Origin of the sequence: Pseudonocardia sp. Ae331_Ps2 (genome assembly GCF_001932405.1) — a bacterium.
In the GTDB taxonomy this organism is placed as follows: Bacteria; Actinomycetota; Actinomycetes; order Mycobacteriales; family Pseudonocardiaceae; genus Pseudonocardia.
On record NZ_MCIM01000001.1, the window covers coordinates 5,259,423 to 5,281,479 of the forward strand.

Annotated in this window: 23 protein-coding genes and 1 pseudogene; 11 read left to right on the forward strand and 13 right to left on the reverse strand. The window is 74.6% G+C overall.

The genetic code is table 11. From position 1 onward, the window contains the following. Window positions 1-56: 56 nt before the first annotated feature. The 5 genes from Ae331Ps2_RS24595 to Ae331Ps2_RS30675 all read right to left on the reverse strand — a co-directional run bounded on the left by Ae331Ps2_RS24595 (window position 57) and on the right by Ae331Ps2_RS30675 (window position 5,561). Window positions 57-389 carry a hypothetical protein gene (locus Ae331Ps2_RS24595; protein ID WP_020623378.1) on the reverse strand — a complete coding sequence of 111 codons (333 nt, stop codon included), beginning with the start codon at window positions 387-389 and terminating at the stop codon, window positions 57-59. After that, a complete protein-coding gene (locus Ae331Ps2_RS24600) occupies window positions 386-2,455 on the reverse strand; it encodes a hypothetical protein (RefSeq protein WP_075306245.1) in 2,070 nt (689 codons plus the stop codon). Before Ae331Ps2_RS24600 ends, Ae331Ps2_RS24595 begins: the two co-directional genes overlap by 4 nt. Then, complete coding sequence (locus Ae331Ps2_RS24605) at window positions 2,452-3,999, reverse strand: lipopolysaccharide biosynthesis protein (protein ID WP_075306243.1); 1,548 nt, start codon at window positions 3,997-3,999, stop codon at window positions 2,452-2,454. Before Ae331Ps2_RS24605 ends, Ae331Ps2_RS24600 begins: the two co-directional genes overlap by 4 nt. Before the next feature lie 13 nt (window positions 4,000-4,012). Next, complete coding sequence (locus tag Ae331Ps2_RS24610; protein ID WP_020623972.1) at window positions 4,013-4,390, reverse strand: hypothetical protein; 378 nt, start codon at window positions 4,388-4,390, stop codon at window positions 4,013-4,015. Window positions 4,391-4,490: 100 nt separating this feature from the next. After that, window positions 4,491-5,561, reverse strand: a complete 1,071-nt coding sequence (locus Ae331Ps2_RS30675; RefSeq protein WP_233147547.1) for a glycosyltransferase family 2 protein — start codon at window positions 5,559-5,561, stop codon at window positions 4,491-4,493. 556 nt (window positions 5,562-6,117) lie between these two features. Between Ae331Ps2_RS30675 and Ae331Ps2_RS24620 the strand changes: the two genes are divergently transcribed. The 7 genes from Ae331Ps2_RS24620 (at window position 6,118) to Ae331Ps2_RS24650 (ending at window position 10,660) form a co-directional block, all read left to right on the forward strand. Beyond that, entirely contained in the window at window positions 6,118-6,999 is an 882-nt protein-coding gene (locus Ae331Ps2_RS24620) for a glycosyltransferase (RefSeq protein WP_075306241.1), read from the forward strand. A gap of 194 nt (window positions 7,000-7,193) precedes the next feature. Beyond that, the gene (locus Ae331Ps2_RS24625; RefSeq protein ID WP_170918281.1) at window positions 7,194-7,907 is read left to right on the forward strand and encodes an energy-coupling factor ABC transporter permease; all 714 of its coding nucleotides are present in this window, start codon (window positions 7,194-7,196) and stop codon (window positions 7,905-7,907) included. After that, complete coding sequence (locus Ae331Ps2_RS24630) at window positions 7,904-8,254, forward strand: PDGLE domain-containing protein (RefSeq protein WP_075306239.1); 351 nt, start codon at window positions 7,904-7,906, stop codon at window positions 8,252-8,254. Before Ae331Ps2_RS24625 ends, Ae331Ps2_RS24630 begins: the two co-directional genes overlap by 4 nt. Continuing rightward, on the forward strand, window positions 8,254-9,018 hold the full coding sequence (gene cbiQ / locus Ae331Ps2_RS24635; protein WP_075306237.1) for a cobalt ECF transporter T component CbiQ: 765 nt from the start codon (window positions 8,254-8,256) through the stop codon (window positions 9,016-9,018). The genes Ae331Ps2_RS24630 and cbiQ overlap by 1 nt, the downstream gene beginning before the upstream one ends. Then, window positions 9,015-9,773 (forward strand): energy-coupling factor ABC transporter ATP-binding protein, encoded by a 759-nt coding sequence (locus tag Ae331Ps2_RS24640; RefSeq protein WP_075306236.1) that lies wholly within the window; start codon window positions 9,015-9,017, stop codon window positions 9,771-9,773. Before cbiQ ends, Ae331Ps2_RS24640 begins: the two co-directional genes overlap by 4 nt. Before the next feature lie 204 nt (window positions 9,774-9,977). After that, window positions 9,978-10,220 (forward strand): AbrB/MazE/SpoVT family DNA-binding domain-containing protein, encoded by a 243-nt coding sequence (locus tag Ae331Ps2_RS24645; RefSeq protein WP_075311751.1) that lies wholly within the window; start codon window positions 9,978-9,980, stop codon window positions 10,218-10,220. Window positions 10,221-10,225: 5 nt separating this feature from the next. Next, window positions 10,226-10,660 (forward strand): type II toxin-antitoxin system VapC family toxin, encoded by a 435-nt coding sequence (locus Ae331Ps2_RS24650; protein WP_075306234.1) that lies wholly within the window; start codon window positions 10,226-10,228, stop codon window positions 10,658-10,660. 123 nt (window positions 10,661-10,783) lie between these two features. Here Ae331Ps2_RS24650 and Ae331Ps2_RS24655 read toward each other — a convergent pair whose 3' ends face one another. The 3 genes from Ae331Ps2_RS24655 to Ae331Ps2_RS24665 form a co-directional block, all read right to left on the reverse strand. Further along, a complete protein-coding gene (locus Ae331Ps2_RS24655) occupies window positions 10,784-12,031 on the reverse strand; it encodes an SPFH domain-containing protein (RefSeq protein WP_075306233.1) in 1,248 nt (415 codons plus the stop codon). An 88-nt stretch (window positions 12,032-12,119) separates the two neighbouring features. Continuing rightward, window positions 12,120-12,569 (reverse strand): NfeD family protein, encoded by a 450-nt coding sequence (locus Ae331Ps2_RS24660; RefSeq protein WP_075306231.1) that lies wholly within the window; start codon window positions 12,567-12,569, stop codon window positions 12,120-12,122. 113 nt (window positions 12,570-12,682) lie between these two features. After that, window positions 12,683-13,522, reverse strand: coding sequence for a DUF3097 domain-containing protein (locus tag Ae331Ps2_RS24665; protein ID WP_075311749.1), 840 nt, complete (start codon window positions 13,520-13,522; stop codon window positions 12,683-12,685). 145 nt (window positions 13,523-13,667) lie between these two features. On the opposite strand from Ae331Ps2_RS24665, the gene Ae331Ps2_RS24670 reads away from it, so the two are divergent. Continuing rightward, on the forward strand, window positions 13,668-14,462 hold the full coding sequence (locus Ae331Ps2_RS24670) for a hypothetical protein (protein WP_075306229.1): 795 nt from the start codon (window positions 13,668-13,670) through the stop codon (window positions 14,460-14,462). Between the two features lie 34 nt (window positions 14,463-14,496). Here the strand turns inward: Ae331Ps2_RS24670 and Ae331Ps2_RS24675 are convergent, their stop codons facing one another. After that, a complete protein-coding gene (locus Ae331Ps2_RS24675) occupies window positions 14,497-15,396 on the reverse strand; it encodes a LysR family transcriptional regulator (protein WP_075306227.1) in 900 nt (299 codons plus the stop codon). Between the two features lie 71 nt (window positions 15,397-15,467). Here Ae331Ps2_RS24675 and Ae331Ps2_RS24680 point away from each other — a divergent pair, with 71 nt between their 5' ends. After that, a complete protein-coding gene (locus Ae331Ps2_RS24680) occupies window positions 15,468-16,667 on the forward strand; it encodes an FAD-binding oxidoreductase (RefSeq protein WP_075306225.1) in 1,200 nt (399 codons plus the stop codon). 38 nt (window positions 16,668-16,705) lie between these two features. On the opposite strand, the gene Ae331Ps2_RS24685 is transcribed toward Ae331Ps2_RS24680, so the two are convergent. Then, window positions 16,706-17,239 (reverse strand): hypothetical protein, encoded by a 534-nt coding sequence (locus Ae331Ps2_RS24685; RefSeq protein WP_075306223.1) that lies wholly within the window; start codon window positions 17,237-17,239, stop codon window positions 16,706-16,708. Window positions 17,240-17,495: 256 nt separating this feature from the next. On the opposite strand from Ae331Ps2_RS24685, the pseudogene Ae331Ps2_RS33585 reads away from it, so the two are divergent. Continuing rightward, window positions 17,496-17,659, forward strand: a pseudogene (locus tag Ae331Ps2_RS33585) (1,4-dihydroxy-2-naphthoyl-CoA synthase); the annotation flags it as partial. Window positions 17,660-17,670: 11 nt separating this feature from the next. Here the strand turns inward: Ae331Ps2_RS33585 and Ae331Ps2_RS24690 are convergent. Next, window positions 17,671-18,372 carry a type 1 glutamine amidotransferase domain-containing protein gene (locus Ae331Ps2_RS24690; protein ID WP_075306221.1) on the reverse strand — a complete coding sequence of 234 codons (702 nt, stop codon included), beginning with the start codon at window positions 18,370-18,372 and terminating at the stop codon, window positions 17,671-17,673. A gap of 178 nt (window positions 18,373-18,550) precedes the next feature. Here Ae331Ps2_RS24690 and Ae331Ps2_RS24695 point away from each other — a divergent pair, with 178 nt between their 5' ends. Then, on the forward strand, window positions 18,551-19,429 hold the full coding sequence (locus Ae331Ps2_RS24695; RefSeq protein WP_075306219.1) for a helix-turn-helix transcriptional regulator: 879 nt from the start codon (window positions 18,551-18,553) through the stop codon (window positions 19,427-19,429). An 80-nt stretch (window positions 19,430-19,509) separates the two neighbouring features. Here the strand turns inward: Ae331Ps2_RS24695 and Ae331Ps2_RS24700 are convergent, their stop codons facing one another. Both Ae331Ps2_RS24700 and Ae331Ps2_RS24705 read right to left on the reverse strand, forming a co-directional pair. Beyond that, entirely contained in the window at window positions 19,510-20,577 is a 1,068-nt protein-coding gene (locus tag Ae331Ps2_RS24700; protein ID WP_249265326.1) for a response regulator receiver protein, read from the reverse strand. A gap of 142 nt (window positions 20,578-20,719) precedes the next feature. Next, window positions 20,720-22,027, reverse strand: a complete 1,308-nt coding sequence (locus Ae331Ps2_RS24705) for a nitrate/sulfonate/bicarbonate ABC transporter ATP-binding protein (RefSeq protein ID WP_083695951.1) — start codon at window positions 22,025-22,027, stop codon at window positions 20,720-20,722. Window positions 22,028-22,057: the final 30 nt, after the last annotated feature.

The window sequence follows — 22,057 nt, forward strand, 5'->3', positions numbered from 1 at the left end:
ACGGACGAGGGCCCCGGCGCCGTACGGCGCCGGGGCCCTCGTGGTTCGCGGACCGGTCAGTTGGCCGGGGCCGCGGGTGCAGCAGGTGCCGCAGGTGCCGGGGCCTGCGGCTGGATCGGGACCGCCGCATCCTGCCCGGGCACCGGCTCGGCGGGCTGGGTCACGTCGGCCCGACCGCCCGAGACGAGCTCGACCAGCTCGACACCGCCGTTGAGGGTCAGCATCACGATCAACAGCGCCACCGAGGCGACGGCGGCCGCGGTGAGTCCGCGTTGCGCGGACCCGCTGGTGACCAACCGGCCACGGCTGGTCTCCACCACCCAGGCGCGGGCGGCGAACACCGCCAGCATCAGGCCGAAGGCGATCCAGGTCAGGACGAATCCGTTCACGGGTTCGGCACCTCCCCGCCGGCCGCCGGGGCCGGGGCCGTCGCCGGTGCCGGGACAGCCGGCGCCGGGGGCGGGTCGTTGCGCACCAGGATCGCGTCGAAGCCGCTCTCGTAGGTCGCGCGGTACTGGCCCGACGCGATCAGCTGGTTGCGGATCTCGAGCGTCCAGCCCGGCTGGCGGTCGTTCAGGACGACGCCCTGCTTCTCGATCGCCGGGTAGAACAGCAGTGTCTGCGGCTGGACCTGGTCGATGCAGCGGAACGGGTCCGCGGCGAGCACCGCGCAGCCCTGACCGCCCGAGGCCATGTTGTTGTGCTCGCCGACGCCCTCCAGGGCGTACGGCCCGACCGTCGACAACGGCTGCACCGTCGCCCCGGGCGGCGCCTCGTCGTAGGCCTTGCGGGTCATCTGGACGTCCTCGGTCGTGACGTCGGTGTAGGCCTCGTTGCCGCCGCGGATGAAGATCAGCAAGCCGAAGACCACCACCATGCCCACCGCGAGCAACCGTTCGCGTTTGCGGTCGACCCGGGCGAAGGCCCGCAGCGCGTCGACGGCCAGGATCGACAGGATCGGCAGGCCGTAGAGCAGCACGCGCAGGAGCAGCTCGCCGCCGTAGCTCTGCACGACCGCCATGCCCATCGGGATGATGGCCAGCAGGATCGGCACGAGGTCGCGACGGCGGCGCCAGTAGACCCAGGCACCGGCGAACCCGATGATGTAGGTCAGGCCGGTCATGACGACCCGGAGCCCCTTGCCCACCAGCTGGCCCGTGTCGCCCTGGAACCGGTCGGCGACGCCGGCCTGCAGCGCACTGCCCTCGTCGCCACTGCCGATGATCATGCTGATCTGGTTCATCCAGAAGTCGCGGGCGCCGATCAGCACGAACACCGCCACCGCGGCGATCGCGACGATCACCAGCCCGCGGCCGCGGAACCGGCCCACGATCGCCAGCACGGCCAGCTGGCCGATGATGGCGAACGGGGTCAGCTGGTGGGCCGGGGCCACCGCGATCACACACAGCGCCGCGCAGAAGTAGATCAGCAGCAGCTGCCGGGCGGGCAGCGTCGGTGTGTTCGGCGGGGTCAACGCCGACACCAGCCAGCGCCGCCACCGTGGCAGCGGTGGTGCCCCACGGTGCGCCCGTGGCCAGCCCGGGGCACCTGCGTTGTCGACGCGACGGGTGGCCAGCGGGCCGAGCGCGAAGGTCAGCACCGTCAGCAGCAGCACGATCGCGGTCGCCTGCGGCGAGAAGTAGTCCTGCTCGATCCAGTTCAGGCCGATGAACAGCCAGGCCGCCACCCACGGTGCGCGGGTGCCCCCGAGCATCGAGCGGGCGAGCGCGTAGACACCGATCGCCCACACCGCGGTGACGGCGGGCGGGTACCAGCGCAGGACCGTGTCGAGCTGGTCGGCGCCCGCGGCGTCGCGGATCCACGCCCACTGGGCGAAGAACGCCGGCCAGTAGAACCGGGCGTCCACACCGGTGGGCGGGACGCCGTTGTTGCTGGCCACGGCGTCGACGAAGCCGGAGATCAGCCACGCGGTGGTGAACCGCGCCTGGGGCTGCACGACCGAGGGCAGACCGGTGGAGCAGAGCAGCAGCACACCCGTCGCGGCGCCCAGCATCGGGATCCGCGGCCGGCGCGACCACAGCTCGACCAGGCAGGCCCCGATCGCGAGCAACAGGGCCACCCACGCGAACGGGCTCAGCGCCGGGGCCAGGCCCCAGCCGCCCAGGTCGGACAGGTCGGTCGTCGCCGCGGCGACGGGCAGCAGCAGCACCGCGAGCACGGCCAGGACCGGGGCGCCCCAGACCCACAGCGGGGACAGCGGCTCGGCGGTCTCCGGCGCGGGCGGCGGAGGCGGTGGCGGACCGTCACCGGGCGGGCGCGGGACCGGGCCGCGGACGGCCATGGTCGGCGAGTCCGGACCCGGCGGCGTGACGAACTGGGTCCGCTCGCTCGCGCTCTCCTCCGCGACGCGGGTCCGCGCGACGGCGGGCTCCTCGCCGCGGTGGCCGCGGGTGGACGGGTCGGGGCCGCCCGGCCGGCGGGTCTCCGACGTCACGACTTCACCTCCGGTGTGCTCCGGCGGTTCCACGCCGGGACGAATCTGAGTGCCAGCGCGCAGAGGACCTGCGCGCCGACGTAGCCGAGGACGACCGGCAGCATGGTCATGCTGACCGCCGCGGTCCCGGGCTCGGGCAGCGGGACCAGACCGGCGAAGGCCACGACCAGGCCGGTGTTGAGCAGCTGGATCTTCGCGTAGCCCATGCCGTCGCCGTCGGCCTGGCGGCGGGCGAGCTCGAACACGACGATCAGCCGGAAGAACAGCCCGCCCATGAGCACGGCCAGCGCCGGGGCGCCGGGCGCGTAGCCCTCCCCGAGCAGCGACAGCACCGGGTAGCCCAGTGCCGCGCCGAGCCCGAGCGCCGGGACGAACAGCAGGAGCATCCGGCGCCGGGCGACGCGGGCGAACTCCTCGGCGCGGTGCGGCTCCCGGGCGGTCTGCACGGTCAACGAGTTGGTGAAGAACGTCGCGGCCAGGTCGATGACGGTCACCGCCTGCCAGCAGATGAAGAAGACCGCGCCGATCTCGTTGCCCATCCGGAAGTTCGCGAACAACGGGACCTGGTTGTAGAGCAGCGCGTTGCCGCACTGCGCCAGCGCGGTCGGCGCGAGGAACGCGATCATCTCCGGGCGCGACGGGAGCGTGCCCGGCCCGCCGGCGCGGGCGAAGCGCCGCACCATGAACCAGAGCAGGACGGTGCCCGCCGCGATCCACAGCACGACCGGGATCGCCCAGGACAGCACCAGCGCCTCGGACGCGAGCGTGCTGCCCAGCGCCAGCAGCAGCACGATCCGGGTCACGGCGAAGGTGCCGTTGCGCCACACCGCCACCCACGGCCGCCCGATGGCGACCATGACGAAGTCGTGGACGACGAACACGCACCAGCCGGCACAGGTCAGGACCAGGACGACCAGTCCCCAGCCGAACGATCCGCCGCCGGCGGCCTCCGCGACCCGGGGCACGAGCGTGCCGTAGATCAGGCCGATCAGCCCGGACAGCGGCATGATCAGCAGCAGCGAGCCGAAGGTCAGCCGGACCGACTTGCGGCCGGCCCCGGGGAGCCAGCGCAGCAGCGCGAGCCCCAGGTTGAGCTGGGCGACGCCGCCGATCAGCTGGAAGGCCGACACGAACTCCGAGGCCCGGCCCACCTCGGACTGCGGCATGATCCGGGTCGCGATCAGCACGCCGAGCAGCCCGGCGACCGAGCCGAAGCCCGAGCACAGGGTCAGGGCGATGCCGTCACCGATGCCGCCGTTGCGGTCCGGGACCTGCTCGCCGTCGCCGCCTCCGCCGCCCGGTCCGGGTGGTGGGGTGGGCGGCGGGGTAGGCGGGTTCTCACCGGGCCCGCGCAGCCCGACCAGCGGGGGCAGGAACTCGGTGTGCTGCTCGGCGTTGCGGCGCGAGTGCGCCCGGGCGTGCGCCGTGGACAGACGCTGGGTCGGGGCTTCCGGGTCGACGCCCCTCGCGTGCGGTCCGGGGACGGGGCCGGGACCGGGCGTCCCCGCGGCGGGGCGGGGACGCGCCGGCCCGACCGGCCTCACCGGAAGGTCCCGCTCACTGGGCCACCACGGCGTGGCGCAGCAGGAACGGGACCGACAGGAGCGTGACGACGAACAGGGCGACGCTCGGGTACCAGAGCCCCAGGCTGACCATGAGCTGGCCGCCGATCAGGGTGACGGCGGTGCCGACCCCGAGGGTCAGCAGCCAGACGTGCGCGGCGGGCGCGCGGCGCAGGAATCCCGCGGCGGCCCAGCCGGGGCCGAGCAGCAGGAAGCCGATGGTGACCAGCAGCCGGAACTCGCCCAACGCGCCACCGGTGACCCCGGCGACGTTCAGTCCGCAGGCGACGATGCCGGCGAGGACGAGCAGGATCGCGACGTACCGCCGCGCGGTCCTCGCGCGGGTCAGCTCTGCTGCGGACTGCACGCTCACCGCGGCTCACTCCTCTTCACTGGTGGTTCTCCCGGCACGGCGTCCCCCGTGGGACGGGTGCCGGTGGGGCGTGGACCGGATCGATCCGGTCCCGGGGCGTTCAGGACGCCTCTTCCCCCCATGCGTACCGCACACCGGTCCGCTCGGGACGGGCGGACCCGTCCCGCTCGGCGCCGACGGGGCGCTGCTCGCGGGCGACCGGCGACGGGGCCGGCTGCGCCGGAGCGGGCTGGGCGGTGCCGGGCTGCGGCTGCGGGGCCGGTCGCGACGGCTGCTGCCGGCGCTGCGGGGCCGGGGCGTCGGCACGCGGTCGCGGGGCCGGGCGTCGCTGGTGGGCCGGCGGGACCATCCGGTCCGGCGTCGTGGGCGGCACCGGGCCCGTGGGCGGGGTGGTGGGCGCCGCCGGGTGTCCGGCGGGCGGGGCGACCGCGGCGGGGCCGGGGACGGCGGGCCGGTCCTCGCGACCGGCGCGACGCCGCTCGGCGGCGAGGGTCCGCAGGACGCGGGTGCCGTCGGCGAAGGTGCGCAGGTTCGTCTCGCCGAACATCCGCTCCTTCTCCACCGAGGGGACCTCGGTGATCGTCAGACCGGCGGCGGCGACGCGGCAGTTCAGGACCGTCTCGATCTCGAAGCCGTCGCCCCAGTACATCCCGCCGTCCGGGTGCGGGGGCATGTCGACCGCGGGCAGGTCCAGCAGCGGCAGGATGTCGGCCCAGAAGGCGTTGTAGCCGTAGCAGAGGTCGCTGTAGCGGGTGCCGAACAGCGTGTTGGCGATCAGGTTCAGCCCGGCGTTGCCACCCTTGCGGAGCAGCGTGATGTCGTCGCTGCCGCCGCCCTTGGTGAACCGGCTGCCCTTCGCGAAGTCGGCGCCGTCGACGAGCGCGGCCACGAAGCGCGGGATCTCCTGTGGGTCGGCGGAGCCGTCCGCGTCGAACATGACGATCGCGTCCCCGGTGGCCGCGGCGAACCCGCAGGCCATCGCGTTGCCCTTGCCCTTGCGGGTCTGGCGGACGATCCGGACGCCGGGCAGGACACGGCGTGCGGTCTCGACGGTGCCGTCCCGGGAGTCGCCGTCGACGACGATGACCTCGTGCACGGCGGGACGCACGGCCGCGACGGCCGGCAGCACCACCTCGAGGTTCCGTGCCTCGTTGCGGGTCGGCACGATCACCGACACCCTCGGTTGGCTCGGACGACGTAGTCCGTGGTCAGGGCGCTTGTTCACCGGTCTCTCCCCCGAATCGATCGGTCCTGGCGCGCGGTTGGCGAGCAGTGCGTGTCCGGTCGTGACGACGATCCCGATCCGACCGGATCCCTTACCCCACAACGGGGGACATCCGAGATATCTCCGGTGCCGTCGGTCGCGTTACGTGAGCCGCACCGCATCGGGTGTCGCCCGGACGGTGCAAGGCCCCCGGACTCCGTCGCCGCGGCGTGGACCGACCACGCGAACACGACGACGGATACTACGGATGCGCTCCGGACCACCGCGGCGCGGGACCGCCTCGCGGGGCCCCGGCCGACGAGCGGTGACCGTCGGGCGGCGAGCGGCGGGATACCCGGCCCATGATCACGGTGCGTATCCGTTCCGTCCCGATGGTCCCGTTCGGACGTCGCACGTCCGCGCCGCCGTCCGGCACGTCGACCGGGGCGGGTAGCGTGGGTCGCCGCCTGCTCGTCCGATCCGTTCCACCCCTGCGAGGTACCCGATGAGGCCCGGCGGCTTTGTGCCCAGCGTGTCCGTCTGCATCCCGGTCCACAACGGCGAGGCCTATCTCGCCGAGACCATCCGCAGCGTGCTGGAGCAGACCTGGCGGGACTTCGAGCTCGTCGTGCTGGAGAACGGCAGCACCGACGCGAGCTGGGAGATCGCCACCTCCTTCCGCGACCCGCGGATCCGGGTCGAGCGCAACCGGCAGGTCCTGCCGCAGGGCGACAACTGGAACCGCGCCGTCGAGCTGTGCCGTGCGCCGCTGGTGAAGCTGGTGTGCGCCGACGACCTGCTGCACCCGCGCTGCCTGGAGCTGCAGGTGCCGCCGATGCGCGACGACCCCTCGCTGTCGGTGGTGGCCTCGCGCCGGCACATGATCGACGAGCAGAGCCGGGTCATCGTCCCGCGCCGCGGCCTCGGCGGCGGCCTGGTCGGGCTGCACTCGGGCAGCGAGGTCGCGCGGCGGGTCATCCGCAACGGGGCGAACCCGATCGGCGAGCCGGGCAACGTGCTGTTCCGTCACGAGCAGTTCGTCACCGCGGGCGGGTGGCGCCCGGAGCGGCGCTTCATCATGGATCTCGACCTCTGGATGCGTCTGCTCCAGTACGGCGACTTCCTCGGAGTCCCCGAGACCCTGGCCGCCTTCCGGATCGCCCGCGGCTCGGTCTCCTCGGAGTTCGAGCAGCAGATCTCCGAGGAGCAGCAGCTGCTGTTCGACGAGCTGGGCGGCTCCGGGGTGTTCGACGTCCGCCCGATCGACGTGCGGATCGGCCAGCTCGCCCTGCCGCTGGGCCGGGCCCGGCGCAAGGCACTGTTCAAGGTGTCGCGGATCGCCGCCCGCAAGGACGACAAGCTCATCGCCGAGCGCGACGAGGCCGCGGCCGCCGAGGCCCGCTGACCGCGCTGGGTGCAGGCCGCGGCCGCGGCCGCCGCCCCGACGGCATCCCGGACTCCCCGATCGGCGGGGCCGATACCGGACATCGGGGACATGCAGTCGCCTATCTGCTGCCAGGTCTTTGCGGCAGCACTGCCGTCGCGTTGAATTCCCTCACCCGGCCCGGTGGCGGCCGGACCGACCGGTGAGGGGGCGCGATGCGGACGCATGCGGTCGCCATGCACATGAGCGACGGGCTGGTGAACGGCCCGACGGCGCTGCTGTTCGCCGTCGTCGCGGTGATCGCGCTGACGGTTGCCGTCCTGCGCGCCCGCGCGGACCTCGACGACCGCACCGCGCCGATGGCCGGGCTGGTCACGGCCTTCGTCTTCGCCGTCCAGATGATCAACTTCCCGATCCTGCCCGGCGCGAGCGGGCACCTGCTGGGCGGGGCGCTCGTCGCGATCCTGGTGGGCCCCTGGGTGGGCATCATCGCGATCTCGATCGTGCTCGTCGTGCAGGCGCTGCTGTTCGCCGACGGCGGCATCACCGCCCTCGGGCTCAACATCACGAACATGGCCGTGATCGGGGTGGTCGTCGGCTGGCTGGTGGCGCGGGCGCTGCGTCGGTTCGCGGTGCGGTCGCGGGCCGGGCTGGTGGTCGTCGCGTTCGTCGCCGCCCTGCTGAACACGGTCGTCGCCGCGATGGGCTTCGTCCTGGAGTACGCGATCGGCGGCGCGGGTGGGGCCACCCTCGGCACCGTCTTCGCGCTGATGGGCGGGCTGCACGTGCTGATCGGCATCGGCGAGGGCGTGATCACCGCGGCCACCGTCGGCGCGGTGGCCGCCGTCCGGCCGGACCTGGTGTACCTGCTGCGCGGCACCGCGACCCCGCTCGCCCGTCGCCCGACCTCCGAGGAGGGTGTGCGATGACCGCCCCCGCCCACCGCCGTCCGCTGCTGTTCTTCGCCGGGTTCCTGATCGTGTCCCTCGTCGTGGCCGGGCTGGTCTCCTCCCTCGCCTCCCCCGACCCCGACGGCCTCGACACCGTCGCCCGGCAGGGCTGCACCGCCGTCGCGACCCCGGACGGCGGGGAGCGGCTGGAGGGCACCTGCATCGCGACCCACGAGAGCGACCACGCCATGGCGTCGAGCCCGCTCGCCGGGTACTCGGTCGTGGGCGGCGAGGGCACCACCGGCGTCGCCGGGGTGGCCGGGGTGCTGGTGACGGTCGTCGTCGCGGGCGGGGTGTTCCTGCTGCTGCGCCGACGGGGCGGCTGATGGGCGCCGGGCACTCCCACCCGCTCCACCTGCACCACGACTCCCCCGTCCACCGGCTCCCACCCGAGGTCAAGATCGTCTCGGCGCTGCTGGTGACGGTGTGCGTGGTCGCGACCCCGCGGGAGGCGTTCGCGGTGTTCGGCGGGTTCGCCGTCCTGCTCGCCGGGGTCTGGGCGCTGGCGGGCATCCGGCCGGGCTGGATCCTGCGGCGCTCGGTCATCGAGCTGCCCTTCGTGGTCCTCGCGGTGCTGCTGCCGTTCACCGGCCCGGCGCCGACGCTGGACTGGCTCGGTCTCACGCTGTCCCAGCCGGGGCTGCTCGGGGCGTGGAACATCCTGGTCAAGGGCACCCTGGGCGTGCTGACCTCGCTGACCCTCGCCGCGACGACGCCGATGCGCGACCTGCTCGTCGGCCTGGCGCGCCTCCGCGCCCCGGCGATCGTCACCACGATCGCCACCCTGATGCTGCGCTACGCCGACGTGATCGCCGGCGAGGCCCGGCGGATGCGGTTGTCCCGGATCTCCCGTGGCCACGACCCGCGGTTCCTGTGGCAGGCCGGGGCGACCGCCCGTGGGATCGGCTCGCTGTTCGTGCGGTCCTACGAGCGCGGCGAGCGGGTGCACCTGGCGATGCTGTCGCGCGGCTGGACCGGCACCATGCCGCCGTCGGGCGACGCCCCGACCACCCCGCGGCAGTGGCTGGCCGGGCTGACCGTGGCCGGGGTCGCGGTGCTGCTGGCCGGGTCCGGCTGGGTGGCCGCATGAGCCCGCCGTCGCTGCGGCTGACCGACGTGGCCTTCGCCTACCCCGACGGCCACCAGGCGCTGTTCGGTGTCGACCTGACGATCGCCCCCGGCGAGCGGGTCGCGCTGCTCGGCCCCAACGGCGCCGGGAAGACCACCCTGGTGCTGCACCTCAACGGGATCCTCGGCGGCAGCGCGGACGGCCGGGTGGACCGCCGGGCGGGCTCGGTCGAGGTCGGCGGGCTCCGGGTGGAGAAGCGGAACCTGCGCGAGATCCGGCGCCGGGTCGGGATCGTCTTCCAGGACCCCGACGACCAGCTGTTCATGCCCACCGTCGCCGAGGACGTGGCGTTCGGCCCGGCGAACTTCGGGCTGCGCGGGCCGGCGCTGCGCGAGCGGGTCGACGAGGCACTGGCCGCCGTGGGGATGGCCGACGCCGGCGACCGTTCCCCGCTGCACCTGTCCGGCGGGCAGCGCCGCCGGGTGGCGCTGGCCACGGTGCTGGCGTGCGACCCGGAGATCCTCGTGCTCGACGAGCCGTCGTCGAACCTCGACCCGGTGGCCCGCCGCGAGCTGGCCGAGGTGCTGCTGGGGCTGGACCGGACCATGCTCATGGTCACCCACGACCTGCCGTACGCGCTGCAGCTGTGCCCGCGCAGCGTCGTGCTCGACGGGGGGACCGTCGTCGCCGACGGGCCGACCCGGGACCTGCTGGCCGACGCCGAGCTCCTCGCCCGGCACCGGCTGGAGCTGCCCTACGGCTTCGTCCTCGCCTAGTACGGCGACGGGTTGCGCGCCCCCAGAGGCTGGTCGGCCGACGTACTCGGTCAGGTCTGCAGCGCCGCCAGGCCGAACGCAGTGCTGTCAGCGAGCAAGCTCCTGTCGCGGTCGGAACGCGTCTGACATCTGAAGGTCTTGCCCGTCAGATAGAGTAGGGACGTGTCAGAATCCGTGGATCACCCACTGACTTCAGACGTGACCATGAACCGGGACGGGCGGGTGTTGATCCCGAAGCAGGTCCGCCAGGAGCTGGGGCTCGACCCGGGCTCGACGCTGGTGCTCTCGGTGGAGGACGGCCGGGTGATCTTGGAGAGCCGGGATCAGCTGATGGCGCGCATCCGCCGCGACGTCGCCGCCGCCTGGCAGGGCGCCCCCACCCGATCCGTGGCCGCCGAGTTGCTCGCCGACCGACGCGCCGAGGCCGATGCCGAGGACGCCCGTTGACCCCCGTGCCCGCCGACACCGCGGCGTCACCGGGCACGTCGGCGGTGCTGGATGCCTCCGCGGTGCTGGCCTGGTTGCGCGACGAGCCCGGGGCGGAGCTGGTCGAGCCCTATCTCACCGCAGCCGGCGGAGCTGCCCGGATCGGAGCTGTGCTCAGCGCAGTGAATCTGTCCGAGGTCCACCAGAAGCTCGCCCAACACGGCGTCGACGCCGACCGGACCATCCGCCAGCTCCGCACCCTGGGCGTGCACGTGGAGCCCTTCGGCGCCACCGACGCGACCACGGCGGCAACGCTGTGGCCGGTCACCCGCGCCGCGGGCCTTTCTCTGGGTGACCGGGCATGTCTCGCCCTGGCCGCGCGGCTCGAACTGCCCGCGGTCACCGCGGACACCGCCTGGACCACCCTCGACGTCGGCGTCACGGTCGTGCCCATCCGGTAGAACCGCCCCGACCCCACCCCGAGGTGGGTGCGAGCGCCGGGTGTTGGTCCGACACGACACCGCCCCACCCGGCGAACCGGGCGGGGCGGTGTCGTGCGGTGCGGTGTGGTGCGGCGGGGTGGGTCAGCCGCGCTGCTCCTGGCCGTTCGGGTGGCCCTGCGCCGCATCCGGCAGGCCGATGCCGGGCGCCTCACGGGAGGACTCCAGCTGGGCCGGGGTCGCAGAGCCGCCGGTGCCGACCTCGGTGCCGGGGACCGGCGGGACGTCCGAGCCCACCGGCGGGACCTCCTGCTGGGCCGCCGCGGTGGCCGCCGCGACCTGCTTGGCGATCTCCGGGTCGGAGGAGGTGTCGAACCAGTCCTCGACGCCGTCGTCCTCGGCGGGCTTGGAGACGGTGCCGTCGTCCGGGCTGGGCTCGTAGCGGAAGACGCCGTCCTCGCCGGGCGCACCCAGCATCCGGGTGAAGCCCTCCAGTGCCTTCCCGAAGTCGGACGGGACGACCCACAGCTTGCTGGCCTCGCCCTCGGCCATCTGCGGCAGCGTCTGCAGGTACTCGTAGGCGAGCAGCTCCGGGGTGGGCTTGCCGGCCTTGATCGCGGCGAACTTCTTCTCGATCGCCTTCGCCTCACCCTGCGCCTCGAGGTACAGGGCGGCCCGGCGGCCCTGCGCCCGCAGGATCTCCGACTGCCGCTCGGCCTCGGCGGCGAGGATGGCGGCCTGCTTGGCGCCCTCCGCGGTGAGGATCTGGGACTGCTTGTTGCCCTCGGCGCTGCGGATGGCCGACTCCCGCTGGCCCTCGGCGGTGAGGATCATCGCCCGCTTCTCGCGGTCGGCCTTCATCTGCTGTTCCATCGAGTTCTGGATCGAGGGCGGCGGGTCGATCGCCTTGATCTCGACCCGGGCGACCCGGATGCCCCAGCGCTCGGTGGCCTCGTCCAGCTCGCCGCGCAGCGCGGTGTTGATCCGGTCCCGCGAGGTCAGCGTCTGCTCCAGCGTCATGCCACCGACCACGTTGCGCAGCGTCGTGGTGGTGATCTGCTCGACACCGGCGATGTAGTTGGCGATCTCGTAGACCGCCGCCTTGGCGTCGTTGACCTTGAAGTACACGACGGTGTCGATGTTGACGGTCAGGTTGTCCTGCGTGATGACCGGCTGCGGCGGGAACGACACGACCTGCTCGCGCAGGTCGACCCGCTCGCGGGTGCGGTCGACGAACGGCACCAGGATCGCCGGGCCGCCCTCGCGGATGCTGTGGTAGCGACCCAGCCGTTCGATGATGTACGCCCACTCCTGCGGGACGATCACGACCGACTTCACGACGATCGTCACGACCAGCACGAGCAGGATGATGCCGATGATGAGCTCGGCCATGTGCACTCCCCTCCTGCGCGCCGGAGAACCGGCGCCGGTGTCGCCCCGGCGTCCCCGGGGCGTCGTGCCGTCCTACCGCGGTGGCAGCTCAGGACGGCGGTAGTTCCCCCCGACCGGTGACGAGCACCGCCGCCCCGGTCACCTGCAGGATCGTGACGGTGCTGCCGGCCTCGAGGACCTCCACCCCGTCCATCGACCGCGCCGACCACAGCTCGCGTCCGATCCGGACCTGCCCCCGCTCGCCGTCGACGCGCTGCACGACCTCGGCGGCGGCGCCGACGAACCGGTCCTGGTGGCGTTCGAGGGTGCCCAGGTGCGCGTCCAGCCTGCGTTTCGCCGCCGGCCGCACGGCCAGCAGCAGCAGGACCGCAACGGCCCCACCCAGCCCGGCGGCCGGGAGGAGCGTCAGCCCGAGGGCGGCCCCGGCCGCCGCGGCGAGTGCCCCACCGCCGAGCATGACGAGGAACAGCTCCCCGGACACGAGCTCGCTGCCGATCAGCACGAGACCGACGAGCAGCCAGATCAGTGCCGGTTCCATGGCTCCCAGCGTGCCAGAATGTCCGATTCACCGTCGGCGTTTCGTCGGGATGCTCCGCACTGCTTGGCCCGATCGTTACCGGTCGGTGCCGGAGTTCGACCCCGGTGTCGGGGTCAGGCCCCCTCGGCGGTGACGAAGTCGATGAGCCGCTCGACCGCGCCGATCATCGGGGTCTCCAGGTCGCGGTAGCTGCGGACCGCGCCGAGCACCCGCCGGGCACCGTCGGCGGGCTCGCCCCACCGCAGCGCCGCGCAGACCCCGGTCTTCCAGTCGGTGCCGCGCGGGATCACCGGCCACTCGCGGATCCCGACGACCGAGGGCTTCACCGCCTGCCACACGTCGACGTAGGGGTGACCGGTCACCAGCACGTGGTGCTGGGCGGCGGGGGTGGCGCGGTAGGCCTCGCGGGCCTGCCGGGTCTCCTTGGTGCCCTCGACGAGGTGGTCGACGAGGATGCCCAGGCGTCGGTGCGGTCCGGGGTCGAAGTCCCGGACGGCCGCGGCCAGGTCGTCGACGCCGTGCAGCGGCTCGACGACGACACCCTCGACGCGCAGGTCGTGGCCCCACACCTGTTCGACGAGCGCGGCGTCGTGCAGTCCCTCGACCCAGATCCGGGCGGCGCGCGCGGTGCGGGCCTTCAGGTTCGCGACGTGCACCGACCCGGAGGCGGACAGCGTGCGACCCGCGGGGGCGGCCTGCGGCCGGACCAGCGTCGCGGGACGACCCTCGTGGAGGAACCCGGCGGGGCGCAGCGGGAAGATCCGCCGACCGCCGAAGCGGTCCTCCAGCGTCACCTCCGAGCCGGTGACGGTCACGACGGCACCGCAGAACCCACTGGCCGGGTCCTCGACGACCAGGCCCGGTTCGGCGGGGACCTCGGTCACCCGGCTCTCCCGCGGGGCACGGGTGCCCGCGGTGTCGAAGATGCCCCGGTAGTCGTGGGTCCGGCTCATGGTGAGCCAGTATCGGTCGACGTCGGTCGGTGACCGGTGCACGACACGCCCACACTCCGGTGGTCACGCTCAGCGTGAATCTCGTAGCGCTGCGTCACCCACGTGCCGGGTGTGCGACGCGGGATGGGCCGTTAGCCTGACCGCCGTGTCCTGTGCCTCCACGACCTTCGCCGTGTGGGCCTCGGCCTGGCTGGCCGGGTCCGCCGCACCCGACGACGTCCTCGACGCGCTCGCGCCGTGGTCGGAGGCGCACGACGTGCTCGCCGCCGACGACGTCACCGCCGCCACGACCGGCCTGCCCGGCCCCGGGGCGGCTCCGACGTCGACGGCGATGCTGCTCGCCGCCGTCCGCAGGGCCGCTCCGCGCGGACAGGCCCGTCTGGTGCTGCCCGCTCCCGGGGACGTGCGTGGCCTGCCCGGCCCTGGCCCGTTCTCCGACGCCGCGATCACCGCGGGCGAGGGCGTGCTGTTCCCCGACGCCGGGTTCGGCGTCGTACCGTCGCCGATCGCGGACGGGGTGGTCCGCTGGACCGTGCACTCGGTCACCGACGCCGGCCCGGTCCCCGAGTACGTCGCGCTGAACGAGGCCGAGCGGGAGCTGCGCGGCCAGGTGCGGGCCGCCGCCGCGGCGTTGACCGACCTGGGTGTGGCCCGGCACCGGCCGGGCGTGCGCGAGGAGATCGCGGCCTGGCTGCGCCGGCGCCCGCAGGCGCTGTGGCCCGGTGGGATGCCCCCGCAGGCGTTGCGGGTCCTGCAGCAGGCCGACGAGGTCGACGCGATCCTGTCCGCAGCGTCCGGCGACGAGCCCGGCGGCGCGCTGTCGGCGTCGGCGGCGATCGCCCGGTCCGACGCGCTGCGCCCGATCGCCACCGCGGTCCGGGTCGCGCGCCGCGCCGCCGTCGCCGAGGCCGTCCGGGTCCTGGTGTCGGTCCCCCGCTGATGCCCGGCTGATCTCCCGCTGATCCCAGCTGATCTCACGGCGCCGGGTGCTGCCGGAGCAGGGACTCCAGCAGCGCCCGCGCCGCCGGGCCGCCGGGCCCGCCCCAGCGCCACACCAGGTGCAGCCGCGTCCGGATCTGCGGGGTGATCGGCACCGCCACCGGCGGCCGCGCCAGTGCCACGACCCCGGCCGCGCCGAGCGCGGGTTCCGGGACGACCGCCACGCCCGCGCCGCGGGCGGCCAGACGCAGCAGCAGGGTCATCGCCCCGGACTCGAACCCGACCCGCGCGGTGAGCGACCGGGCCGCCAGCGCCGCGTCCAGCGCGGCGCGCAGACCGTGCCCGCGGGGCAGGCAGATCAGCGGCCGGGCCGCGAGCTCCTCGCACGTGATCGCGGCCCGGCCGGCGAACGGGTCGTCCGCCGCGACCGCGGCGACCAGCGGGGACTCGACCAGCACCCGTCCGTCGAGGCCGTCGGGCGGGGCGTGCGGGAACCCCAGCACGGCGACGTCGAGCCGCCCGGCCCGCAGCTCGTCGACCAGCTCGTCGGTGGTCCCCTCCCGCAGGGTCACCTCCAGCTGCGGATGGGCGACGGCGAAGTCCCCGACGGGGTCGGCGAGCACGGTGTCCGGCAGCGACGTGGCCATGCCGACCGCGACCCGCCCGCGCAGCAGACCGTGCAACGCGGCGACGGCGTCGCGGGCGTCCTCCACGGCGGCGAGCGCGGCGCGGGCGTGCGGCAGGACCGCCCGTCCGGCCTCGGTGAGCGTGACCGCGCGCGGGCCGCGCTCGAACAGCGGCGCACCGAGCTCCCGTTCCAGCTGCCGCAGCTGCGCGCTCACCCCGGGCTGCGCGACGTGCAGCGCCGCGGCGGCCGCGGTGACGGTCCCGGAGTCGACGACCGCGACCAGGTAGCGCAGGTGACGCAGTTCCATAACCAGGGATGCTAGCGAGCAGACGATCCATCTCTTCGACTTCTGCCGTGGTCGGTCCCAGGCTCGATGCCATGACCAGCACACCCAGCTTCCAGACCGGGATCACCCACCGGCCCTCGGCGGTCGTGACCGCCACCGGGGCGGACGACGTCGTCGCCGCGCTGACGCGGGCCGACCACGACGGCCTCGCCGTCACCGTGCACGCCACCGGGCACGGCCTGCGCCGCCCGTGCGACGGCGGCCTGCTGATCGACACCGCGGCGCTGGCGGAGATGACGGTCGACCCGCGCACCCGCACCGGCCGCGCGGGGGTGGGCGCGACCTGGGGCGACGTCGTCGCCGCGGCGGCGCCGCACGGACTCCGCCCGCCGCACGGCAGCGCACCGTCGGTCGGCGTCGCCGGGTACCTGTTCGGTGGCGGGCTCGGCCTCGCCGTCCGCGCCGACGGCTGGGCCGCCGACCACGTCCGCGCCGTCGAGATCGCCCGCGCCGGGGGCACCGTCACGGTGACCGCGGAGTCCGACCCGGCGTACTTCGCCCGGCTGCGCGGCACCGGCCCCGACGACGGCGACGTCGTCACCGCGGTCGTCGTCGGGCTGCTCGGCTCCGACGGTCTGGTCGGCGGCGGCCTGGTCCGCGTCCTCGGCGCCGCGGACGCCCCCGGCGACCCGGCCGCGCTGCACGCCTGGGCGGACTGGACCGCGACCCTGCCCGACGACGTCACCTCCGGGGTGTCCGTGGTCCCCTACCCCGACCTGCCCGTCCTCCCCCCGCACCTGCGCGGACGTCGCGTCCTGCGGGTCGGGGTCGTCGGCACCGGCGGTACCGGCCGCACCGACGCGCTGCTCGCGCCGCTGCGCGCCGCCGTCGCCTGGGACGACGACACCGTCGCCCCGCTGGACCCGCGCGCGTCGTCGCGGGTGTATGCCGAGCCCGAGGTCCCGCACGCCTACCTCGGCGACGACGTGCTGGTCGACGGTCTCGACCCTGACGGCCTCGACCGGGTCGTCTCCCGCACCGGGCCGATGGTCGTGACCGGGATCCGGCACCTGGGCGGCGCCGCCGGGCGGGCCGCGGCCGTCGCCGACACCGTCCGCGGCCGCGACGCCGCCTACTGCGTGAACGTCCTCGCCCCGTTCGGCGACGACGTCCCTGCCGCGTGTGCCTGGTCCGGGGTCGACCACCTCCTCGACGGGTTCTCGCCCCGCGCGACCGCCGAGGTGACGCACCCGTCGTTCCGGTACGGGCCGCCCCGCCCGGGCACCGCCTGAGTCCGTGCCGGACCGGCCGGGGGCGGCCGTGTGCGAGGTCAGCCGTGCGCGAGCAGCTTGACCACGATGACCAGTGCGCCCAGCCCGACCAGGGCGACGACCAGCAGCACCCGTCGCCACCACGACAGCGGGGTCCGCCGGGCCGCGAGCACCGCGAACAGGGCCAGCACCAGCACCGTCACCCCGGTCGCGAGTTCCAGCGCGGTGGTGAGCTCCAGCAGCCCGACCGCGGCGGCGACGAGCAGCACGACGGGCGCGGCGGAGGCCTGCAGGATCTGCCCCGAGCTGCGCAGCGCGGCGACGAGCTCGTGGCCGCGGGGGCCGTGACCGTGCACGGTGAGGTGGGCGACGACGTCGGAGAGCAGGCTCGCCGCCCACAGGGCGCCCGCGGCCACGACGACGTCCACGATCGCGGACCCGGCCGAGGATCCCTCGCCGCCGTGGCCGAGCAGGACCAGCAGGGTCGAGAGGCAGGACAGGGTGCCGTAGAGCCGCTCCCGCAGCACCGTCACCACGACCGGGGCGGGGACCTCACCGTCGCGGCGACGGCGGGAGGGAACACGGGAGGTCATGACGCCGAGCGTGCCAGGCCGCGTCGACGACGGGTCACCACGGCCACGTGCAGCCCCGGCGGCGCCACCGGCCCCGGGCGCGGTGCCGCCCGCGACGGAGCCTGCCCAGCATCCATCTCATGTGGACCCCGTGACCGTGGTCGGCATCGACGGTGACACCTCCTACCCCGAGAAGAACTTACAGTCACGCGTGACCGTCGGAAGGTCCGGACGGCGTAATCGCGGCCTGCCCCCACCGACGGATGAGCACTGCCATCACACGCTGCACGCCGGCGCCGGCCTGACGATCGCCCCCGCGAGCACGCCCGCGCCACACCGACCGACGCCGACGTCGGCTCCTTCGACGACGGCGACGGCTCGGCCCACCTCGCCCACCAGGTCGGCCGGGAGCTCGCCCGGGAGACCCTCCTCCTCGGCCGGACCGGCAACACCTAGCCGCGGGCACGCAGGGCGTCGTTGACCTGCTCGGCCATCGGCGCGCTGGACGCCGGGTTCTGACCCGTGACCAGGTTGCCGTCGACGACGGTGAACGCCTCGTAGGCAGGCCCGCTCTCGTGGGCGGCACCGCGCTCGCGCAGCCGGCTCGCCAGCAGCCACGGAGCGCCCTCCGCAGTGCCGAAGATCTGCTCCTCCTCGTCGGTGAAGGCGGCCATCCGGCGCCCGGCGAACAGCCAGCCGCCGTCCGGGCCGGTCGCGCTCAGCAGACCCGCGGGGCCGTGGCACACCGCGCCGACGATCCGGCCGTCGGCATCGGCCCGCGCCAGCAGAGCACCCAGGTCGGCGTCCTCGTGCAGGTCGACGACCGGTCCGTGGCCGCCGGGGAGCACGATCGCGTCGTACCGCTCCGGGTCGACCTCGGCCAGCACCAGCGGCGCCCCGAACTCCCGCAGGGCGGTCTCCGCGACCTCGACGTAACGCGCGCAGTCGGGGCCGGCGACCTCGGGGTCGGCGCTGTGCTGGTCCAGGGGCTGCAGAACGCCGCCCGGGGAGGCGAACTCGACGGTGTGCCCGGCGCCGACGAACGTCTCGTACGGCGCCGCCAGCTCCTCGGCCCAGTAGCCCGTCGGGTAGGAGGTGCCGTCCGTGCGCTCCCAGGTGTCGGCGGCGGACATGACGATCAGGATCCGGCCCATGGTGGTTCTCCCTCGATGGTCGACCGTGGTGCGCTCCCGGCGATCGGAGCGTGTCCCCAGCCTTGTGGCGGCATGGGTGCCGCGGGGGCCTATACCGGGCCCTGCCCGACCGCGGACTCCGCTGACCAGGACCCACAGGGCCAGGTGGGACGGACCGGGTGGGGCGATACTGGCCGGCATGGCCGGGAACAACCGCGAGCTCGCCGACTTCCTGCGCCGCGCCCGCGGTCAGTGCGACCCGGCGCGGGCGGGCCTGCCCGCCGACGGGCGCGTCCGCCGCGTGCCGGGGCTGCGCCGGGAGGAGGTGGCGCTGCTCGCCGGAGTCTCCTCGGACTACTACGCCCGGCTGGAGCAGGGACGCCGGATCGTCCCCTCGCCGTCGGTGGTCGATGCCATCGGCCGGGCCCTGGAGCTGGACGCCGCGGGACGGGCCCACCTGAGCGACCTGATCGGGCTCGGCCCGGCCTCGCCGCGGCCCCGGGCCCGGGCGGTGCAGCGGGTACGGCCCGGGCTGCGACAGCTGCTCGACGCCCTCGACGAGCCGGCGCTGCTGCTGGGCCGCCGGATGGACGTGCTGGCCGCGAACCGGATGGCCGCGGCGCTGTTCGTCGACTTCGACCGGTTCCCCGCCCCCGAACGCAACTACGCCCGCTGGATCATGCTCGACGCCGACGCGCGGTCGCTGTTCGAGGACTGGGCGGTACAGGCCCGCGCCGCGGTCGAGACCCTGCGGCTGGAGGCAGGCCGCGACCCCGGGGACCGGGCGACCGTCGAGCTCGTGGCCGAGCTGCGCCGGGAGAGCCCCGATGTCGACCGATGGTGGGGGGAGCACCGCGTCTACCAGCGGACCTACGGGACCAAGCGGCTGCGTCACCCGGTCGTCGGGCACCTGAGCGTGGAGTACGAGACCCTCACCCCGCCCGGTGATCCGGACACCACGTTGTTCCTCTACTCGACCGCGGCCGGGTCACCGTCGCGCGAGGCGATGGACGTCCTGGCCAGCTGGGCCCTGTCCGACCGGACGACCGGTGACCGGGCGGCTCAGGACGGCTCCTGACGCCGGACGCTCGCGATCTCGACCTTCACGTCGCGTCGACGCGCGAGCCGCACCTCCCGACGCCGATCCAGCCCGGTGCGTCAGTCCTTCAGGGCTGCGGCCAGGGCGGCGAGGTCGTCGGGGTGCATCCGGGCCACAGGAGCGGGTTCCACGGTCGCGCTCCGCAGCCGTTCGAGCTCGGCGGCGTGGCCGTCGCGCTCGGCGCGGACGCGTTCGATCCGGTCGGAGAGCTCCCGGATCTCCGCACGCGCCGCGTCGTGCTCCGCACGCAGCCCGTCGGCGACGGCGCGGGCCTCGGCCAGCGCGTCCTGCTGCCCGGCGAGACGGCTGCGCTGCTCGGCGACGGTCTCGGCCAGCCCGGCCCGCTCGCCGGCCACCGAGGCGAGCTCGGCGCGCAGCGCCGCCAGCTCCCCGGCCACACGGTCGCGGTCGCGGGCGAGGTCGTCGGCGCGGGCGAGCGCGGTGTCGCGTTCGTGCTCCGCGGTCCGGGCCGCGAGCACCGCGGTCTCCCGGCCCCGGCCGGCGGACGCGGCGGCCTCCCGCTCCGCACGGGCGTCGGCGACAGCGGCGGCGCGCGCGACGACGGCGGCGTCCCGGGCGGCGACGGCGTCGGCGGCCTGCTGGCGCGCGGCACCGAGGGCCTCGGTCGCCGCGAGGGCGGTGGCGGTGGCCTCCTCGGCCCGGGCCACCGCCTCGGCCCGCTCCTGCCGGGCGTCGGCGGCGGCCCGGGCCGCGTCACGGGCCCGGCGCTCGGCCGCCTCCCGGGCGGTCTCGGCCTGCTGACGGGCCGCGTCGGACTCGGTGGCGGCGGCGCGGGCGGCCTCGGTGGCGGCCAGGGCGTCGCGCTCGATCTCGTCGAGCCGGTCCAACACGGCGGTCAGTGCCCCGGACAGCTCGGCCACCGGTCCGGCGAGCGCACCGACGTGCTCGCGGAGCCGGTCCGCGTCGAGCGCGAACGCCCCGGTCCCGGTGTCGAGGCCGAGGGCCCCGAGGGCCTCCCGCTCGGCGCGGGCCATCTGCGCGCAGGTCCGACCCTGCTCCCACCGGGTGTCCCGGCAGAACGACCGCGGACGGCCGCCCTGCGGCCCGGGCGGGGGCAGCTCCGCCCGGCATCGGCTGTATCCGCACCGCACCACCGTGTCCGCCATGCACCCCACGCTACCAGTTCATGTTTCTCAAACTCGAAACCAGTTCATGGTTCGTTATCATTAACCGAGATAACACTGGATAATGCGGGGAATCCCGTATGGCTTGACAGGGACCGCCGGGAGCGCGGGCGGCCCGGCGGGGTCAGGGGGCCGGGTCGAGGGTGAGCAGACCGGTGTCGGTGTCGAAGTCGAACAGCTCGCCGTAGCGGCCCCAGTCGATCGCGGTGTCGATCTGGCGGCGGGCGTCCTCGGCGGAGAACCCCCGCTGCAGCAGGTCCAGGAAGAACCCGACCCGCAGCGATCCGTCCGCAGCGGCGGACAGCGCCCGGTGCACGGTGCGCACCAGCGGGGCCCGGGTCACCGCCTGCGCGGCGAAGATCCGCTTGCTCTCCTGGATGTCGGCGGTGGTGAACGCCCGCCCGGTGCCGGTCAGGTGCAGGTCCGCCCCGGACACCTCCAGCAGGTCGAGCATCGCGGCCGCGTCGACCAGCGGCAGCAGGTCGTCGACCTCGAAGCTCAGTCCGGCGGCGAGCTCGGGCAGGTCCGCCCGGCCGCCACCGGAGTGCACCAGCTCCACCAGGCCCGCCAGCCCGCCCACCGAGGCGGCGGGCAGCGGCCGCGCGGTCGGGGTCACCTCGCCGGTGCCGGCGCCGACGACGTCGGACTCGCGACCGGTCAACAGGTCGTAGAGCCGGTCGACCAGCGCGGTGAACGCCGGCGTCGCGCGGTCCCGCGGCCGCGGCAGGTCGACCGCGACCTCCGCCCGTATGCGCCCCGGGTTGGCCTCCAGGACGACGACCCGGTCGGCCAGCAGCACCGCCTCCTCGATGTTGTGCGTGACGATGCAGACCGACCGGGTCGGGAAGCGCCGTCCGGTCCACAGGCTCATCAGCTCGGTGCGCAGGTTCTCCGCGGTGAGCACGTCCAGGGCGGAGAACGGCTCGTCCATCAGCAGCAGGTCCGGTTCCAGCACCAGCGCCCGGGCGAACCCGACCCGCTGGCGCATACCGCCCGACAGCTCCCGCGGGTAGGCGGACTCGAAGCCGTCGAGTCCGATCAGGTCGATCGCGGCCAGGGCTCGCTCGCGGCGCTCGGCGGCCGGGACGCCCCGGGCGGCGAGCCCCAGCTCGACGTTGTCCTGCACGGTCAGCCACGGCATCAGTGCGAAGGACTGGAACACCATCGCGACACCGGGGTTGGCGCCGTCGAGCTCGCGGCCCCGGTACCGCACCGTGCCCGACGTCGGCGCGATCAGCCCGGCGATGGTGCGCAGCAGGGTCGACTTGCCCGAACCCGACCGGCCGAGCAACGCGACGATCTCTCCCTCGCGCAGCTCCAGGGCGATGTCCTGCAGGACCCGCAGCTCCTCCCCCGTGCTGCCGGGGAAGCTCGTGCTGACCCCGTCGAGGGTGATCAGGGCGTCGGAACGGGTGGCGGTCGTGGACGACACGGGATGCCTCCTGGTGATCGGTGGGGCAGC